The 15,608-nt window shown below is 60.9% G+C and carries 17 protein-coding genes; 8 read left to right on the forward strand and 9 right to left on the reverse strand.

All coding sequences use genetic code 11. The features are described from left to right. Nucleotides 1-20 precede the first annotated feature (20 nt). From Q3Y53_RS06325 to Q3Y53_RS06335, 3 genes are read right to left on the reverse strand one after another with little or no spacing between them, the layout of a single operon-like run. Nucleotides 21-620, reverse strand: coding sequence for a cytochrome c oxidase subunit 3 (locus tag Q3Y53_RS06325; RefSeq protein WP_226425922.1), 600 nt, complete (start codon nucleotides 618-620; stop codon nucleotides 21-23). Then, nucleotides 617-2,284 (reverse strand): cytochrome c oxidase subunit I, encoded by a 1,668-nt coding sequence (gene ctaD, locus Q3Y53_RS06330; RefSeq protein ID WP_303534209.1) that lies wholly within the window; start codon nucleotides 2,282-2,284, stop codon nucleotides 617-619. Before ctaD ends, Q3Y53_RS06325 begins: the two co-directional genes overlap by 4 nt. 1 nt (nucleotide 2,285) lies before the next feature. Next, on the reverse strand, nucleotides 2,286-3,116 hold the full coding sequence (locus Q3Y53_RS06335) for a cytochrome c oxidase subunit II (protein WP_303534211.1): 831 nt from the start codon (nucleotides 3,114-3,116) through the stop codon (nucleotides 2,286-2,288). Nucleotides 3,117-3,319: 203 nt separating this feature from the next. On the opposite strand from Q3Y53_RS06335, the gene Q3Y53_RS06340 reads away from it, so the two are divergent. From Q3Y53_RS06340 to Q3Y53_RS06365, 6 genes are read left to right on the forward strand one after another with little or no spacing between them, the layout of a single operon-like run. Further along, nucleotides 3,320-4,243, forward strand: a complete 924-nt coding sequence (locus Q3Y53_RS06340; RefSeq protein ID WP_303534788.1) for a heme A synthase — start codon at nucleotides 3,320-3,322, stop codon at nucleotides 4,241-4,243. Then, a complete protein-coding gene (locus Q3Y53_RS06345; protein WP_226414012.1) occupies nucleotides 4,236-5,219 on the forward strand; it encodes a heme o synthase in 984 nt (327 codons plus the stop codon). Before Q3Y53_RS06340 ends, Q3Y53_RS06345 begins: the two co-directional genes overlap by 8 nt. Nucleotides 5,220-5,269: 50 nt before the next feature. Continuing rightward, nucleotides 5,270-6,283, forward strand: a complete 1,014-nt coding sequence (locus Q3Y53_RS06350) for an ABC transporter ATP-binding protein (RefSeq protein WP_303534217.1) — start codon at nucleotides 5,270-5,272, stop codon at nucleotides 6,281-6,283. Between the two features lie 9 nt (nucleotides 6,284-6,292). Next, nucleotides 6,293-7,147: an ABC transporter permease gene (locus Q3Y53_RS06355; RefSeq protein WP_303534220.1), complete on the forward strand. Its 855-nt coding sequence runs from the start codon at nucleotides 6,293-6,295 to the stop codon at nucleotides 7,145-7,147. A gap of 4 nt (nucleotides 7,148-7,151) precedes the next feature. Continuing rightward, the gene (locus Q3Y53_RS06360; RefSeq protein WP_303534223.1) at nucleotides 7,152-7,682 is read left to right on the forward strand and encodes a hypothetical protein; all 531 of its coding nucleotides are present in this window, start codon (nucleotides 7,152-7,154) and stop codon (nucleotides 7,680-7,682) included. A gap of 5 nt (nucleotides 7,683-7,687) precedes the next feature. Then, entirely contained in the window at nucleotides 7,688-8,377 is a 690-nt protein-coding gene (locus tag Q3Y53_RS06365; protein ID WP_303534226.1) for an N-acetylmannosamine-6-phosphate 2-epimerase, read from the forward strand. Here the strand turns inward: Q3Y53_RS06365 and groL are convergent, their stop codons facing one another. Further along, nucleotides 8,378-10,057 (reverse strand): chaperonin GroEL, encoded by a 1,680-nt coding sequence (gene groL / locus Q3Y53_RS06370; RefSeq protein WP_303534230.1) that lies wholly within the window; start codon nucleotides 10,055-10,057, stop codon nucleotides 8,378-8,380. A gap of 130 nt (nucleotides 10,058-10,187) precedes the next feature. On the opposite strand from groL, the gene Q3Y53_RS06375 reads away from it, so the two are divergent. After that, nucleotides 10,188-10,364 (forward strand): hypothetical protein, encoded by a 177-nt coding sequence (locus Q3Y53_RS06375; RefSeq protein WP_006850012.1) that lies wholly within the window; start codon nucleotides 10,188-10,190, stop codon nucleotides 10,362-10,364. A gap of 8 nt (nucleotides 10,365-10,372) precedes the next feature. Here the strand turns inward: Q3Y53_RS06375 and fabG are convergent, their stop codons facing one another. The 3 genes from fabG to Q3Y53_RS06390 are packed head-to-tail and all read right to left on the reverse strand — an operon-like array spanning nucleotide 10,373 to nucleotide 13,073. Continuing rightward, nucleotides 10,373-11,125, reverse strand: coding sequence for a 3-oxoacyl-[acyl-carrier-protein] reductase (gene fabG, locus Q3Y53_RS06380; RefSeq protein WP_303534237.1), 753 nt, complete (start codon nucleotides 11,123-11,125; stop codon nucleotides 10,373-10,375). Nucleotides 11,126-11,172: 47 nt separating this feature from the next. Then, nucleotides 11,173-12,228, reverse strand: a complete 1,056-nt coding sequence (locus Q3Y53_RS06385) for a TrkA family potassium uptake protein (protein WP_303534240.1) — start codon at nucleotides 12,226-12,228, stop codon at nucleotides 11,173-11,175. 11 nt (nucleotides 12,229-12,239) lie between these two features. Then, the gene (locus tag Q3Y53_RS06390; protein ID WP_303534243.1) at nucleotides 12,240-13,073 is read right to left on the reverse strand and encodes a glycosyltransferase family 9 protein; all 834 of its coding nucleotides are present in this window, start codon (nucleotides 13,071-13,073) and stop codon (nucleotides 12,240-12,242) included. 72 nt (nucleotides 13,074-13,145) lie between these two features. Between Q3Y53_RS06390 and ispD the strand changes: the two genes are divergently transcribed. Then, on the forward strand, nucleotides 13,146-13,826 hold the full coding sequence (gene ispD / locus Q3Y53_RS06395) for a 2-C-methyl-D-erythritol 4-phosphate cytidylyltransferase (RefSeq protein ID WP_303534790.1): 681 nt from the start codon (nucleotides 13,146-13,148) through the stop codon (nucleotides 13,824-13,826). Here the strand turns inward: ispD and Q3Y53_RS06400 are convergent. Together Q3Y53_RS06400 and Q3Y53_RS06405 are read right to left on the reverse strand one after the other, a co-directional pair. After that, entirely contained in the window at nucleotides 13,810-14,694 is an 885-nt protein-coding gene (locus Q3Y53_RS06400) for an LD-carboxypeptidase (RefSeq protein ID WP_226425934.1), read from the reverse strand. The genes ispD and Q3Y53_RS06400 overlap by 17 nt on opposite strands. Next, nucleotides 14,694-15,587 carry a 4-hydroxybenzoate polyprenyltransferase gene (locus tag Q3Y53_RS06405; RefSeq protein ID WP_303534245.1) on the reverse strand — a complete coding sequence of 298 codons (894 nt, stop codon included), beginning with the start codon at nucleotides 15,585-15,587 and terminating at the stop codon, nucleotides 14,694-14,696. The genes Q3Y53_RS06400 and Q3Y53_RS06405 overlap by 1 nt, the downstream gene beginning before the upstream one ends. Nucleotides 15,588-15,608 lie beyond the last annotated feature (21 nt).

A 15,608-nucleotide genomic window follows, 5' to 3' on the forward strand; every position in this document is an offset into this window, starting at 1 on the left:
TCGCCAATCAAGGCAAGGGATCAGAGCAGATAAAGGATCACGAAGAGAATCACCCAGATCCCATCAACAAAGTGCCAGTACAACTCAGCTGCTTCCAGGGGGAAGTGGTCTGCTGCAGTCACACGGCCCTGCGGCTGCCTCGCCTGCCACCAGACGATCAGGGTCATCAGGGCCCCGAGGGTCACATGGAGACCATGAAATCCCGTGGCGGCGAAGAAGGTACTGGCGTAGAGGTTGTCGGTGAGGCCAAAGGGAAGGGTGAAGTACTCCACCATCTGGCTTACCAGAAAGGCCAGGCCGAGGCCTGCGGTGATCAGCAGCCAGCGTCGACAGCGGCCGTGGTCGTCCTGTCGGATCGCCTGGCCGGCTCGGTGGAAAGTGGCACTGCTCACCAGGAGCAGAATGGTGTTCAGGATGGGCAGGGGCAGCTCAAGTTCATAGATGGCTCCATCCGGTAGGGGATTCACCGCTTTAAAGGTGAGGTAGGCCGCAAAAAAGCCGGCGAAGGTCATGGCGTCCGCCACAAGAAACGTGGCCAGGCCAAACATGCGGTGATCGGGATGCTCGGCATGCTCCCCCTGGCTGTGGTCCTGATCCTTAATGGGCGCTGTGGTAGTCATTTGCCGCTGCTCCAGAGATCACGACCGCTGGCTGCGCTCAGGTCCAGCTCGTCAGGCGGGACGCCGTAGCCGTAGGGCTCTTCCACGAGAGGGGCCTCGCCAATCCAATTCTCGACCGGTGGCGGAGAACTGGTTAGCCATTCGGGCGTGAGCGCTCTCCAGGGGTTGTCCCCTGCGACTGGGCCGCTGAGGGCGCTGTGGATCACATTCCATAGGAAGGGCAGGGTGCTGATGGCCATCAGCAGGGCTCCGACGGAGCTGATCTGATTGATCAGGGTGAATTGAGGGTCGTATTCAGCGACGCGTCGCGGCATTCCATTGAGGCCGAGCCAGTGCTGAGGGCCGAAGCACAGGTTGAAGCCGATGAAGGTGAGGGCACAGTGAAGGCGGCCGAGATCTTCGTTGAGCATCCGGCCGGTGAACTTGGGATACCAGTGGTAGACCGAGGCGAAAATCACGAACACCGATCCACCGAAGACGATGTAGTGGAAGTGGGCGACAACGAAGTAGGTGTCGTGCACATGAATGTCGAATGGCACCTGTGCCAGGGCGACCCCTGTGATGCCTCCAAGCACGAAGTTCACAATGAAGCCGCATGAAAACAGCATGGCGCTGTTGAGGCTGATGCGTCCGCCCCAGAGTGTTGCCAACCAGTTGAAGAATTTGATTCCGGTGGGAACGGCGATGAATGCGGTTGCAATGGTGAAGAACAGACGCATCCAGGGAGGTGTGCCGCTGGTGAACATGTGGTGCGCCCACACAATCAGGCCCAACACAACGATGGCCATGATCGAATACACCATCGTCACGTAGCCGAATAGAGGCTTGCGCGCATGAACCGGCAAGATTTCGCTCACCAAGCCAAAGGCCGGCAAGACCATGATGTAAACGGCTGGGTGCGAATAAAACCAGAACAGATGCTGGTAAACCACCACATTGCCTCCCAGGGTGGGATTGAAGAAGCCTGTATGGGCAACGATGTCGAAACTCAGCAACACCAACGTTCCCGCCAGAACCGGCGTTGAGAGAACCACAAGAATGCTGGTGCCCAGCATCGCCCAGCAATACATGGGAAGCTGCATTAATTTCAAGCCGGGGCGTCGCAGCTTGAGAATGGTGGCGATGAAGTTGATGCCTCCAAAAATCGAACTTCCGCCCAGGAGCAGCACGCTCAGGATCCAGATGATTTGGCCAGTTGCTGGCGTGGTGATACTGAGGGGTGGATAGGCCGTCCAGCCCGATTGAGCAGCACCCGTGAGGAAATAGCTGGTGATCAGCATCAAACCTGCTGGAGGAATCAGCCAGAACGCAACAGCATTGAGGCGTGGGAAGGCCATATCCCGAGCACCCACATAAAAGGGAATCAAATAGTTCCCAAAAGCACCGTTCACCACGGGGACGATCCAGAGAAAGATCATCACCGTGCCGTGGAGGGTCAGCACCTGGTTGTAGACATCTCGTGCCATGAAGTCGGACACGGGACTGGTGAGTTCCGTGCGAATGGCACCGGCTAGGGCACCGCCAATCAGATAAAAAACAAAGCCGCAGACGAGATATTGCAGCCCGATCACCTTGTGATCAACGCTGAAGCTGAAATACCGCAACCAACCGCTGGGTTGAAGCTGTGGAGGGCTGGATGTTTCCGGGGGCAAGCTGATGGTCATGTCAGGCGTTCGAGATGGTGAGCGTTTCGTCTTCAGGTGCGGCTTTGGCGTTGTCCCTGTACCAGCTGTCCCAGTCCTCCGGACTTTCCACCACAACGGTGGAGCGCATTCCACCGTGGTAGGGGCCACAGAGTTCGGCGCAAACAATTGGATAACGGCCGGTGCGGGTGGGCGTGAAACTCAGCTGGGTTGGTTGGCCTGGAATGATGTCCTGCTTCAGGCGAAATTCAGGAACCCAGAAGGCGTGAATCACATCTTTTGCTTCCATCCGCAGGGTGATTGGTCGGTCGGCTGGAACATGAAGTTCACCTGATGTGATGTCTCCCTCTGGGTAATGAAAGAGGAAGGCGAATTGCATGGCTGTTACTTCAACGGGCAAGACATTTGTTGCCGCTGCTGATTGAATTGAGCCTGAACTGATTCCTCCCCAGATCTGCTCCTCGTGCGTTCCGCCCATGTGGTCATGGGCCAGAGGCACCATGCCACCCATGCGGTCGTAAATGTCGTAGCTGTAAAGACCAACAAACAGCACCACAACAGCAGGAACTGCTGTCCAGAAAATTTCGAGTGGCAGATTTCCCTCGATTGCCAGGCCGTCGCCGAGCTGGCCGCTGCGTCGCCTAAATCGAATCAAGCTGAAGACGAGAAGGCCAACGATTCCGACAAACAGAATGCTGCCAATCGTGAATAGAACCTTAAAAAGCTCGTCGTAAATCGGCGCGTTGGCGCTCGCATCGATGGGGAGGAGGTTGATGTTCTGGCCGATCCAAAGGCCGCCCAGAGCAAGGACCATCCCGATCACCAACGTGAGGATGGCGGATGGGATCTGCACCTGATCAATCCCTGGTTTTCAACAGCGTATGGGCCTGGCTGCGGTTCTCCATGAAGTGATTGTTAAGGCCTTATTTGTGTCAGGAAAAGGGGATGATTTTCCCTCATTTGTGTTGCAGACGTCCACACAGCATGACGTCATCTTCTGCATCGCTACGGTCCAAGCAATCCCTTTTGGATGCATCGGATGGAGCTTGTTCGATGATGCTTTCCTCAATGTCGACATTGCGTCGACGTCTCGGGTTGTTATCGGCTCACCTAGTGGTTGCGGTGATCGCTTTGGTGGTGATCGGTGGAGCGACTCGGGTGATGGAGGCCGGTTTGGCCTGTCCGGACTGGCCCCTGTGCTTTGGCTCATTTTTGCCGGGTCGCCAGATGAATGTTCAGGTTTTCCTGGAGTGGTTTCATCGCCTCGATGCTTTCGTCATCGGCATCGCCCTGGTGGTGATGGCTGTGGCGACGACGCTCCAGCGGCATCAACTACCGCGATGGCTGCCCTGGCTGGCCGCTGGCCTGATGGTTCTGGTGGCGATGCAGGGAGCTTTGGGTGCGCTGACGGTGACCCGGCTGCTCCCCTCCGGTGTGGTGACAGCTCATCTGGCACTCGCTCTCACCCTTGTGGCGCTCCTTAGTGGGCTGACCCAACGCTTGCTTCACCCCGCTGCAGTCGTCGCTCCGCTCTGGTGGCGCATCGGGGCATCGCTTGGCCTTTTGTCGATCTTTGTGCAGTGCCTGCTTGGTGGTCGTATGGCCACCGCTTGGGCAGGGCAGCGTTGCCTTGCTGGAGGAGAGGCCTGCCAGCTGGTTCTCTCCCATCGCGTGACGGCGATGCCGGTGGCCGTTCTTGTGCTCGCCTTCGCCGGGGCAGCAGTTCTCGCGGGTGGTTGGGCTCGCCAGCAGTGGCCCTGGCTGGCTGGGGCCGTGCTCTTGGTGCTGGTTCAGGTGGCCCTTGGCGTTCTCACCCTTCGTCTTGGTTTGTCGCAACCCGCAGTGACCGTCGCGCATCAGCTGGTGGCTGCCCTGCTGATCGCTCTGTTGGCGGCGCTTCTGGTCCGCTCTCCGGACCTCCCCTCACCGTCCCGTTCCGTCGTCCTCGACGACACCTCCTTGGAGGCCTGTCATGGCTGAAATCACTGCAACCGTTCGTCCGACCCGTGAGGAGGTGGTTCCCTCCCGCAAGCGGGTGAAACTTCCGGCCTGGCTGGAAGTCGCCAAACCCCGCCTTATTCCTCTGCTGCTGGCCACCACCCTGGGTGGAATGGCTCTCAGTGAGGGCTGGCCTCTCTCATCTCCGCGGCTCGTCTGCACCCTGGGGGGAGGGGCGCTTGCCTCCGCAGCTGCAGGGGTTTTGAACTGCTTGTGGGAGCAGGATCTCGATGGTCGGATGGCCCGCACCAGCGGTCGCGCACTTCCCTCCGGTCGGCTGTCGCCCACCAGTGCATTCATCGGCGCCATCGCCTGCACCCTGGCGGCGGCGATGCTTCTGGTGAGCGGTGTGAACTGTCTCGCTGCCGGGTTGTCCCTGCTCGGTCTGTGCAGTTACGTGCTGCTCTACACAGCTTTGCTCAAGCCGCGGACGTCCCAGAACATCGTCATCGGTGGGGTCGCCGGGGCCATTCCGCCCCTCGTGGGAGCAGCCGCCGCCACGGGCCATGTGGGCCTCGGGGGCTGGTGGCTGTTCGCTCTGGTGATGGTCTGGACGCCAGCCCACTTCTGGGCCTTGGCCCTGCTGTTGCGTGAGGACTATCGCGCTGTCGGGATCCCGATGCTGCCCGTGGTGAAGGGACCTGTGGTGACGGCCCGGGCGATCAAGACCTATGGCTGGATCACCGTCCTGCTTAGCGGTTTGGGCGTGTTTGCTCTGCCTTCAGGCGGCGTCTTCTATGGCGTGATGCTGCTTCCTTACAACGGTCGATTGCTGCAGCTCGTTGATCGGCTTTCCTTGGATCCCGACAGCCTTGTCAATGCCAAGGCTCTGTTCCGTTGGTCAATTCTGTATCTGTTTGGTCTCTGCCTGCTGCTCATTCTCAGCCGGACGGATCTGGCTTCAGGCTTTGCTCAACAGGTGATGCAGCTCCTCTCCCTGCCAACGGGAGTGCAATGAGCACTCTCTAGATTCCCTGAATTGGCCGAGCAAGTCCCTGACGGTGCCTGATGGCGTTGATTGAACTGCGGAAGATCTCCAAGGCCTACGGCACGGTATCGGCTCTGCGTGAGCTTGATCTCACCGTTCCTGAAGGGTGCCTTTACGGGCTGCTTGGCCCGAACGGTGCCGGTAAAACAACGGCCATGCGCATCCTGGCCACCCTGCTCGCCCCCGACAGCGGCTCAGTGGTTGTGGATGGTGTCGATGGTCTGGCGCAACCACGAGACGTGCGTCAGCTCATGGGCTATGTGGCCCAGGAGGTGGCCATCGACAAAATTCTGAGTGGCCGGGAACTTTTGCAATTGCAAGGAGATCTCTATCACTTGCGGCGGAACGATCGCGAAAGTCGCATCGCTGATTTGATTGATCGCCTCGCGATGGGCGACTGGATTGACCGCCGCTGCGGTACCTATTCCGGTGGCATGCGCCGGCGGCTGGATTTGGCGGCTGGTCTGCTGCACCGACCCCGGTTGCTTGTGCTCGATGAACCCACCGTGGGACTGGATATCGAGAGTCGCAGTGCCATCTGGCAACTGCTGCGTCAGTTGGTTGAGGGGGGCACGACTGTTCTTCTGAGCAGTCACTACCTCGAAGAAGTGGAGGCTCTGGCGGATCAGATGGCGATCATCGACGCCGGTCGTGTGATTGCCGAAGGCAGCCCTGACCAGCTCAAACAACGGCTTGGGGGTGATCGCGTCACCCTGCGGGTCCGAGAGTTCAGCAATGCCGATGAGGCGACCCAGGTGCGTGCCCTTCTTGAACCCCTGGATGGGGTGCGACAGGTGGTGGTGAACCGATCCCAGGGATTTTCCCTGAACCTGGTGATTGAGGGTGGTGCCGTGATTGATCAGCTGCGTCAGACCCTCGAGGCTGCAGGTCTGCCTGTGTTTGCCCTGGCCCAAAGCCGTCCCAGCCTGGATGATGTCTACCTTCAGGCAACAGGACGCACCCTGATGGACGCTGAACTGGCCATCGCAGGCCAGCGCGACGTCAAACAGGAAAAGCGTCAATCCATGCGTTGAGCGCCAACGATGACTTCCCCAACAGCATCTGTTGCTCTCCAGCAGCAGCAATCCGGAGCCCTCGCAGAGCTCAGTCAGGAAACGTGGGCCCTCACTCGGCGCCTCTTCCTTCAGTTGATGCGTCGCCCTTCAACCTTGATTGCCGGGGTTCTGCAGCCCCTGATCTGGTTGATTCTGTTCGGTGCGCTCTTCGCCAACGCCCCTGAGGGGCTGTTGCCAGGAGGCATGAGCTACGGCCGTTTTCTTGGTGCTGGAGTGATTGTCTTTACGGCCTTCAGCGGTGCTTTGAATGCCGGATTGCCGGTCATGTTCGACCGCGAATTCGGTTTCCTCAATCGTTTGCTCGTGGCACCGCTTCGGAGCCGCAGTTCCATCGTGCTGGCGTCGGTGATCTACATCACGGCGCTGAGCCTGCTGCAGAGTCTGGTGATCATGGGCATGGCAGCCGTGCTGGGTTATGGATGGCCAGGCATCAGCGGCCTGGCCCTGGTGCTGGTGACGCTGCTGCTCCTTGTCTTTGCTGTGACGGCCCTCAGCCTCGGACTGGCGTTCGCTTTGCCAGGGCACATCGAGTTGATCGCCGTGATTTTTGTGGCCAATTTGCCGTTGCTGTTTGCCAGCACGGCCTTGGCCCCGTTGTCGTTCATGCCGACCTGGTTGGGCTGGCTTGCGGCCTTGAATCCCCTTACCTTCGCGATAGAACCCATTCGAGCGGCTTACCAAGGTCCTCTGGACCTCTCGGCCGTTCTGCTGGAGGCCCCCTACGGAGATGTCACCGGCACCAGCTGCCTGCTGATCCTTCTGCTCCTCACCATCGGGCTGTTTCTTGCGATTCGCCCTCTGCTCAACCGCAAACTTTCCTGAATCCGTGCTTTCTTCTCCGTTCCAGCAGCCGTCACCTCGACAGAACGCTCTGGCCCTTCAGATCCAGGAGGCCAGGACCTCAGGTAATGAGCCCTTGCTGGCGGGTCTGATCAGTCAGTGGGTTCACCGCTACGGCTTTGACGGAGCAGCCGAGCTCGACCTGAGCTTGCCGGAGACTGTTGCTGTGAATCGTGAGTTCAGCCCCACGCCGATGCCGGTCGCTGAGGAGCAGATTGCTGCTGAAGCCGACGTATTTCTGCAGAACGAGGCCGTCGCTGAGGACGAGATGGTCCTTGAAGAAGTTGAGGAGATTGCTGTCGAAGACGACGTGCTGCTGGAGGACGAGGTATCGGAGAACGAGGTGGTCGCTGAACAAGAAACGTTCGTCGAAAAGGAAGAGATTGCCGCTGAAGAAACGCTGCTTCAACGCAGCTTCCCGGCTGCTCCTGTTCCGGCCCCACCGATCAGCACACCCCGGTCGCTGCGGCGTTGGCTCCCCCGTCGGGAGGATGACGCTTTCCCCAAGGCGTCCTGAACACCATGATTTCGAACCCTGAATCCCTGGATCAGGGGCTGATCGTTTCGGTGCAGGCACCCCTGGGTTCGCCGATGCGCGATCCCGATGTGATTGCTGCCATGGCGGATGCCGCCCTGCGCAATGGGGCTGCGGGTGTGCGCTTGGAAAGCCCTGAACACATCGGTGCTGTGCGTCGGCGCTGTCCGGATGCCTTGATCATTGGCCTCTGGAAATGCACGTTCCCAGACAGCTCGGTGTACATCACCCCGGGCTGGAAAGAAATTCAGGCTGTGTGGTCTGCGGGGGCCGATGTGATCGCGATCGATGCCACAGCCCGTCCGCGTCCTGCGGGGCAGGACCTGGCCGCGTTGATTCAGCGCACCCGTGATGAGCTGAAGGCCCCCTTGATGGCCGATGTGGATTCGCTGGAGAATGGCTTGCGCGCAGCCGATCTCGGTTGTGACTGGGTTGGGACCACGCTCTATGGCTACACGGAAGACACGGCGCAGCAGCGCCCCCCCGCATTTGATCTGCTCCCCCAACTTCGCGCTGAACTTCCCACCTCGGTTCGTCTGATCTGTGAGGGGGGAATTGCTTCTCCAGTGGATGCACGGTTGGCATTGCAGGCCGGAGCAGACACAGTTGTGGTGGGGACGGCGATCACCGGAGTGGATCTCCAGGTGATCGCCTATCGCCAGGGAATGATCAGCTGATCACATCATTCCGGGCATGCCCATACCACCCATTCCGGGCATGCCCATACCACCCATTCCGCCCATGCCACCCATGGGGTCTCCGTCTCCGGCGGGAGCCGGTGCAGGGGGTTCTGGCTTGTCGGCGATCACAACTTCGGTCGTGATCAGGAGAGAAGCGATCGAAATCGAATCCTGCACGGCCAAGCGCACCACCTTGGCGGCATCAACGATGCCAGCAGCCATCAGGTCTTCATAGGCACCACTGAGGGCATTGAATCCCTGGCCGCTGCTACGCATGCCAGCAATCACAACGTCACCGTTCTGACCGGCATTGGTGGCGATCTGATGAATCGGCGCCGTCAGTGCCCGCTGCACGATCTCCACGCCGGTGCGTTGGTCGCCGTTGAGGGATGCGGCCAACGCATCCAGGCTGTCGGAGAGTTGCAGCAAGGTGCTGCCGCCGCCGGCAACGATGCCCTCCTCGATGGCTGCACGGGTGGCATTCAGGGCATCTTCGATCCGCAGTTTGCGGTTTTTCAGTTCCGTTTCCGTCGGTGCACCGACCTTGATCACAGCCACGCCGCCGGCCAGCTTGGCGATCCGCTCTTGAAGTTTTTCGCGGTCGTAATCGGATTCGGTGGCCTCCAGCTCACGTCGGATCGCACCAACGCGCTCGCTCACCGCCTGGCGATGGTCGTCGGTGGCGACAATCGTGGTGTTCTCCTTGCTGATGGTGACGCGGCGCGCTTTGCCGAGATCCTCGAGGGTCACTTTGTCGAGGGTCATCGCCTTGTCTTCGCTGATCAGCGTGCCGCCGGTGAGGATGGCGATATCGGCAAGGGCGGCCTTGCGGCGTTCGCCAAATGAGGGTGCGCGAACAGCGGCCACCTGCAGAACCCCACGGCTCTTGTTCATCACCAGGGTGGCCAGGGCTTCGCCTTCCACTTCCTCAGAAAGGATCAGCAGGGGAGAACCACTCTTCTGAATGGTTTCCAGCACAGGGACCAGATCTGTGATCGTGCTGATCTTGCGATCCGTCAGCAGGATCAGTGGGTTTTCAAATTCACATACCTGACGGTCGGCATCTGTGACGAAGTAGGGGGAGCTGTAGCCCCGGTCGAAGGCCATGCCTTCAGTGATTTCAAGTTCCGTGGCCAGAGACTTCGATTCCTCAACTGTGATCACCCCATCGGTGCTCACCTTGTCCATCGCCTCGGCGATCATCCGTCCTACTTCGTCGTCACCCCCGGAGCTCACTGTGGCCACCTGACGAATGGCATCGCCGGCGACGGCCTGGCTCCGCTCCCCCAGCCCCGCAACAATCTGTGCAGCGGCCTTCTCCATGCCTCGGCGGAGTTCCACAGGACTCGCGCCAGCAGCGGTGTTGCGCAGACCTTCACGCACCATGGCCTGAGCCAAAACGGTTGCTGTCGTGGTGCCGTCTCCGGCCTTGTCCTTGGTCTTCGCGGAGACCTGCTGCATCAGCTTGGCGCCCAGGTTCTCGAACGGGTCGTCCAGTTCGATTTCACGGGCGATCGAGTCGCCGTCGTTGACGATGTCGGGTGCGCCGAATTTCTTTTCGAGCACAACGTTGCGACCCTTGGGGCCGATCGTGACGCGCACCGCATCGGCGAGTGCATCAACACCCCGCTCCAGGGCGCTGCGGGATTCGTCAGAGAAAGAAAGGAGTTTGGCCATAGTCGCGGGCACGCCGTTGGTCACTGTCCCACAGCGATGCGGCGCTCGTGGAGAGGCCTTGCGGTGGGGAAAGCCGAATGGTTGCAGCAGCTCGGATGCCGCTCTGAAATGAACTGATTAGGGTCCGGTTATGGGTGAATCTGGAGCGCTCTTCTTTGTTCTGATGGCGGGGCTGGCCGGTTCGATGGCCCTGGTTTACGTGCCCCTGCGCATCTTTCTCACCGCCACCGCCCGCAGCCGTCGGCTACGCCTGCTCCAGCGCATCCGCCGCCTGCGGGATGAGCTGGCTCAACCCCTTGATTCGTAATCCTGGGGTCAGGCCATCACCATGCCGCCATCCACCTGCAGCACCTGACCTGTGATGTAAGCCGCGGCCGGGTCGGCTGCAAGGAAGCGCACGGCACCGGCCACCTGCTCCTGGGTGCCAAAGGTTCCCAAGGGGATGTCTTTGAGGATGGCCTCAGCATCGAGGCCTTTGGTCATATCCGTCGCGATGAAACCTGGAGCCACGGCGTTCACGGTGATGCCACGGCTGGCAAGCTCTTTGGCGGTGCTGCGGGTGAGACCGATAACGCCAGCTTTGGCGGCGGCGTAGTTGGCCTGTCCTGCGTTGCCCATCAGTCCCACAACGGAGGTGATGTTGATGATCCGACCACTCTTCTGCTTCAGCATCGGGCGTGCCACCGCTCGCGTGCAGAGGAACACTCCACTGAGGTTGAGGTCGATCACCGATTGCCAATCGTCGGTTTTCATTCGCATCAGCAGGCCGTCCCGCGTGATGCCTGCGTTGTTCACCAACACATCAAGACGGCCGCTGCGCTCCAGCACCGTCTTGATCAGGCCATCAACCTCGGTCTCGACCGACACGTTGGCTTGCAGGGCGTAGGCCTTCCCCCCTGCCGCGGCGATGGCAGCGACCACTTCATCTGCTGCAGCGGCGGAATTGGAGTAGTTCACAACCACTTCTGCACCCGCTTCGCCAAGGGCCAGGGCGATGGCCCGGCCGATGCCGCGCCCTCCTCCCGTCACCAGGGCGGTCTGTCCGGCAAGAGAAGCGCTGGGAGACATTTAGGCACCGTTGATCGAAGGATCGTACGGAGCCGTCGTCATCAAGCTCAACCTGGCATGGTCTCAACCGTGTCGACGGCCTCCCCAAGCAACGACTGAAAGGTGGCGAGTTGGGTTTTGCTTCCCAGCACGATCAGGAGTTGCCCCGGTGCCATCTGGGTGTCGCCGCCTGGATTAGCGATCAACTTTCCGTTCTCACGGATCGCCAGCACCATGGCCCCGCTGCGACGGCCAAGCTCCAGTTCCGCCAGGCTCCGCCCGCGGATCTCCATCAGGTGCAAAGGGTCGTGACTCAGCTGGAATTCCTCAATTTCATAGTCGGAACCCGCCAACAGCTCCATGAAGTTGAGGGCCAGAGGTCGCAGTGCCGAAGCGGCCATCACCCGACCACCGGCCACATAGGGACTGACCACAACCGTCGCGCCGGCCAGCCGCAGCTTTGAGGCGGCTTCATCGCTGTTGGCGCGTGCAATCAAGCGGCACTCCGGTCTTAGGTCTTTGGCGCTGAGGATTACGTAGAGATTGGATGCATCGCTGGGAAGGGCTGCCACGAGGCTGCAGCAGCGTTCGAGACCTGCGTCCAGCAAGGTTTCATCGAGGGTTGCATCGGCTTGAAGCACCCAAAGGCCATTTTCGTCTGCCACGGCTCGTCGTTCTGGATCGGTTTCGATCACGACGAGTGGCACCGCGTCCCGTTGCAGTTGGGCGGCAATCTCCTGTCCGATTCGTCCGTAGCCGCAAAGAATCACGTGGTCGTGCAAGCCTTCCAGCATGCGGAGAAAGCGGAATTCCCTCAGTCTGCGGAAATATCCCGACTCTTTCAGCCCAAGAACGCGTTGGATGGCCAGTTGCACAACCACCAAGCCACCCACCACGATCAAGACGGTGACCAGGCGGCCTGGAGGTGAAAGGGGGGCGACTTCTCCAAAGCCGATGGTGCTGATGGTGATCAGCACCATCCAGAGGCAATCGCCCCAGTTCCATCCCTCCGTGATCCGATAACCGATGGCACCAGCGAAGATCACGGCACTGAGGGCGCTGATGGGCCCCCGCCATGGAGCTGTGATCAACTTCAGCTGTCCCCTGGCTCGGCGCCGCCTCATGGGAACGTCCTTTAAAAACCGAGGGCCTTCAGAACATCACTGCTCTGAAGCGTGGCGAGCTCCTGCGGGCAACCGAGGCAGCGGATCTCCTGACGCTCGGGAAGGTCTGCGGCCTCTGCTCCGAGGGCAACCAGGGGGGTGCCGCAATAGGCCGCTAGGCGCTGGGACACCGGGCAGCTGCTGAGCACGACATCGGCATTGGCCACCAGTGCCGCGCGCTTTGAAAGGCTGAGCTCCGCTGGCAGCACCATGCTGCGCAGCGCCGGTAGGCGGGTTTTGATCGTCTCAGGCAGCTTGTGCCACTCCGCTGCAGGCCAGTCATCCCCCTGGCCGGATGGAGACATCAGCAGTAGGGGGCCGTCACCGCTGGGTAGTGCTTCACGGGCTTCATCAAGAACCTCTGCCGCCACGGGCAGGCGGAACTGATCCGCATCGAGTTCAAGCCCTAGGGATTGGAGAAAAGGGTTGAGACGCTGCGCCGTCCAGCCGGGGCCGAGGCTGACCTGGTCGGTGCAGGCAAATCCCTCAACTGCCAACCGTTTGGGGATATGGCTCATCGACAGCATCAGGTTCACCTGTTGTCCTTCAGCGAAGTTGATGCAGATTTGAAAATCGGGTTCGCGCACACAGCCGAGCAGGTTGGCCCAGTCCGCAAGCGTGGGGTTGGCCTCGAAGCTGAACGGCAACAGCTTCTCCAGGCACGGCAGAAGCTTCCATGGAGCTGCCTGCTGGGGGTCACAGGCCACCTGCAGTGTGGCGTTGAGTTTCTGGCAGATGTCGGCCAGAGCCGGTAGACGGTCCATCTGGTCTTCGAGCGAACCCGGGCTCAGGGCAAGAACTCGCATGAAGCGCCGCCATCCATGGTGCGAGCTGATTGTATGGAGGTCGTTTACGCCTGTCCGGGGCAGGAGTCGCTTGTGCATCTGTTGATTGCTGCGGCGGGAAGCGGTCGGCGCATGGGTGCAGATCGCAACAAGCTGCTGCTGCCATTGGCCGGACGTCCCGTCATTGCCTGGACCCTCGAGGCGGCCCTGCGGTCTCAACGGATTGAATGGATTGGGATCGTCGGCCAGGAGGTCGATCGAGAGGCCATCCTTGCGGTGCTGGACGCACCCAGCAAGCCGGTGCACTGGATCCAGGGCGGCAGCACGCGGCAGGAGTCGGTGCTTTGTGGTCTGGCGGGGTTGCCGGAGCAGGCCCGCCACGTCTTGATTCATGACGGCGCCCGTTGTCTTGCTGAACCGGAGTTGTTTGATCGCTGTGCAGCTGTGGTGGAGGACGGCACGGCGCTGATTGCTGCAACGCCGGTTAGCGACACGATCAAGCGTGTGGGATCCGACGGTTTGATTCGCGATACACCGGATCGATCGGAACTTTGGGCGGCGCAGACGCCTCAGGGCTTTGCCGTTGATCAGCTGCGTCGCGGCCACGCTGAGGCGGTTGCCCAGGGCTGGATGGTCACCGACGATGCGTCGTTGTACGAGCGTCTGGGTTGGCCTGTGCAGGTCTTGGATGCCGGCCCCGCCAACATCAAGGTCACCACGCCTTTTGACCTCACCGTGGCGGAGGCGGTGCTTGCCCTCAGGTCAGCAGGCTGAGCCGGCCGCTTTGCCCGTCGAGGCGTGCCATTGCTCCTATGGGCAGGGCTGCGTTGCCGGATCGGTGACCAACGGGTAGGTCCATCACCCTGGGAATGCCGAGATCGGCCGTGCGCTCCTCAAGAACCTGCTCAAGGTTGAAGCTTTCGGAGGCGTCTCTGGTTTCGTCGGCGCACTCCTCGAAATTGCCAAATGCCAGACCCGCCAAGCCCTGCAAACTGCCATTCAGCCTCCACTGAGTCAGCATCCGATCAATGCGGTAGGGGGCTTCGCCCACGTCCTCCAGCACCAGAACGGCTCCTTTGAGGGGAGGGACGAACCGGCTTCCCAACAGGTGGGTGGCCACGGTCAGATTGGCCGCGAGCAGGGGACCTCTCCCCACACCGCCGCCGCCACCACGACCTTGCAGGTCGGGGACGGCGTTGCCGAAGAGCAGGTTGCGCAAGCGGTCTCGGCTCCATTGCGGCTCCTCCGCAAGCGTGGTGAGCAAGGGGCCATGGATCCCCCCTGAAAAACCTGCTGCTTGGCGGGCCCAGAGCAGAGCTGTCACGTCGGAAAAGCCCAGCAGCCAGCCGCTTTGCCAGCGGATGGGCTGCTCAAGCAGCCGAGCAGCCCCCCATCCACCGCGGGCACAGGCGAGCAGCGCTGCGGGTTCGGCCGGATGCAGATCGGCGTGGCGCGCGTCATCGCGCCCTGCGAAGTAGCCCCAACGTCGGGTGGCCAAGGCCTGGGGTTGAACATCCAGCCCCCAGCTCTGCAAAACAGCAATGCCCTGTTGCAGCTTGATGTCGTCTTGAAGGGCTGAACTGGCGGCCACGCAGGCCACACGGTCTCCAGTCCGGAGCGGTGGAGCCGGGGTGATGCGCATTAGGCTCCCAACCCCCTGGCCAGAACCAGGCCGAGCCAGAGCAGCGTCCCTGCCTGCACCTGTTGGGCAAAGTGCTTCCCGTAGGTGCCCATGGAGGCATCTTGCTTGTTTAAGGGGTTGCAGCTGAACTGCATGAAGACTGTGGCAAGCAACCAGAGAGGCCAGAAGGGGGCTGCGATCTGAGCCGTCCAGGCCGCAATGGCAAGTGTGATGGCTGTCACGAGGTAGCAGCCCCGCACCACAGGCACCACGCGGGATCCGAGGCTCAAGGCGCTGCTGCGCAGGCCGAGGCTGGCATCGTCACCTCGATCGGCCATGGCATAGACCGTGTCGAAACCAAAGGTCCAGACCACGGTTGCCAGCCAACTGCACACCAGGGCAGGACTCCAGCTCAAGGAGGCCGTCGCAGCGGCCCAGGGGATCAGCACTGCGAAGCCCCAGCACAGCGCCAGGATGACTTGGGGGAAGGCGAACCATCGCTTCGCTGATGGATACCCGAGGATCGGCAGCACGGCCGTGCAGGCCAACGTGAGACAGAGCCTGAGGCTGGCGGCCGGAAGACTCAGCACGACAGCCAGGCTGAGGACCAGCAAGGTCAGCAGCAAAGCGAAGGCTGGTCCTCGCTGCAGCGCACCCCTGGCCAGAGGGCGACGTTTTGTGCGTTCCACCTTGCCGTCGAACCGCTGGTCCCACAGGTCATTGGCGATGCAGCCCGCACCGCTTACTGCCATGCCCCCCAGCAGGATCTGCAGGATCAGCACAACACTTGGAGGAGCGGTTGGATTCAGCCAGAGGGCCCAGCCTGCTGGGATCAGCAGAATCAGCCGGCCGGTGGGTTTGTTCCAGCGGAGCAGTTCGATCCAGGGCTGAAGACGTGCAGAGCTGCTGATCACAATCAACGGGATTTGAAGAAC

The organism is Synechococcus sp. YX-04-1 (assembly GCF_030546365.1).
In the GTDB taxonomy this organism is placed as follows: domain Bacteria; phylum Cyanobacteriota; class Cyanobacteriia; order PCC-6307; family Cyanobiaceae; genus Parasynechococcus.

Excerpts from the sequence above, each read along its gene's own strand:
- Q3Y53_RS06325 (WP_226425922.1), bottom strand. The coding sequence starts at position 620 with ATGACTACCACAGCGCCCATTAAGGATCAGGACCACAGCCAGGGGGAG.
- ctaD (WP_303534209.1), bottom strand. The coding sequence starts at position 2,284 with ATGACCATCAGCTTGCCCCCGGAAACATCCAGCCCTCCACAGCTTCAA.
- Q3Y53_RS06340 (WP_303534788.1), top strand. The coding sequence starts at position 3,320 with ATGCTTTCCTCAATGTCGACATTGCGTCGACGTCTCGGGTTGTTATCG.
- Q3Y53_RS06345 (WP_226414012.1), top strand. The coding sequence starts at position 4,236 with ATGGCTGAAATCACTGCAACCGTTCGTCCGACCCGTGAGGAGGTGGTT.
- Q3Y53_RS06350 (WP_303534217.1), top strand. The coding sequence starts at position 5,270 with ATGGCGTTGATTGAACTGCGGAAGATCTCCAAGGCCTACGGCACGGTA.
- Q3Y53_RS06355 (WP_303534220.1), top strand. The coding sequence starts at position 6,293 with ATGACTTCCCCAACAGCATCTGTTGCTCTCCAGCAGCAGCAATCCGGA.
- Q3Y53_RS06365 (WP_303534226.1), top strand. The coding sequence starts at position 7,688 with ATGATTTCGAACCCTGAATCCCTGGATCAGGGGCTGATCGTTTCGGTG.
- groL (WP_303534230.1), bottom strand. The coding sequence starts at position 10,057 with ATGGCCAAACTCCTTTCTTTCTCTGACGAATCCCGCAGCGCCCTGGAG.
- Q3Y53_RS06375 (WP_006850012.1), top strand. The coding sequence starts at position 10,188 with ATGGGTGAATCTGGAGCGCTCTTCTTTGTTCTGATGGCGGGGCTGGCC.
- fabG (WP_303534237.1), bottom strand. The coding sequence starts at position 11,125 with ATGTCTCCCAGCGCTTCTCTTGCCGGACAGACCGCCCTGGTGACGGGA.
- Q3Y53_RS06385 (WP_303534240.1), bottom strand. The coding sequence starts at position 12,228 with ATGAGGCGGCGCCGAGCCAGGGGACAGCTGAAGTTGATCACAGCTCCA.
- Q3Y53_RS06390 (WP_303534243.1), bottom strand. The coding sequence starts at position 13,073 with ATGCGAGTTCTTGCCCTGAGCCCGGGTTCGCTCGAAGACCAGATGGAC.
- Q3Y53_RS06400 (WP_226425934.1), bottom strand. The coding sequence starts at position 14,694 with ATGCGCATCACCCCGGCTCCACCGCTCCGGACTGGAGACCGTGTGGCC.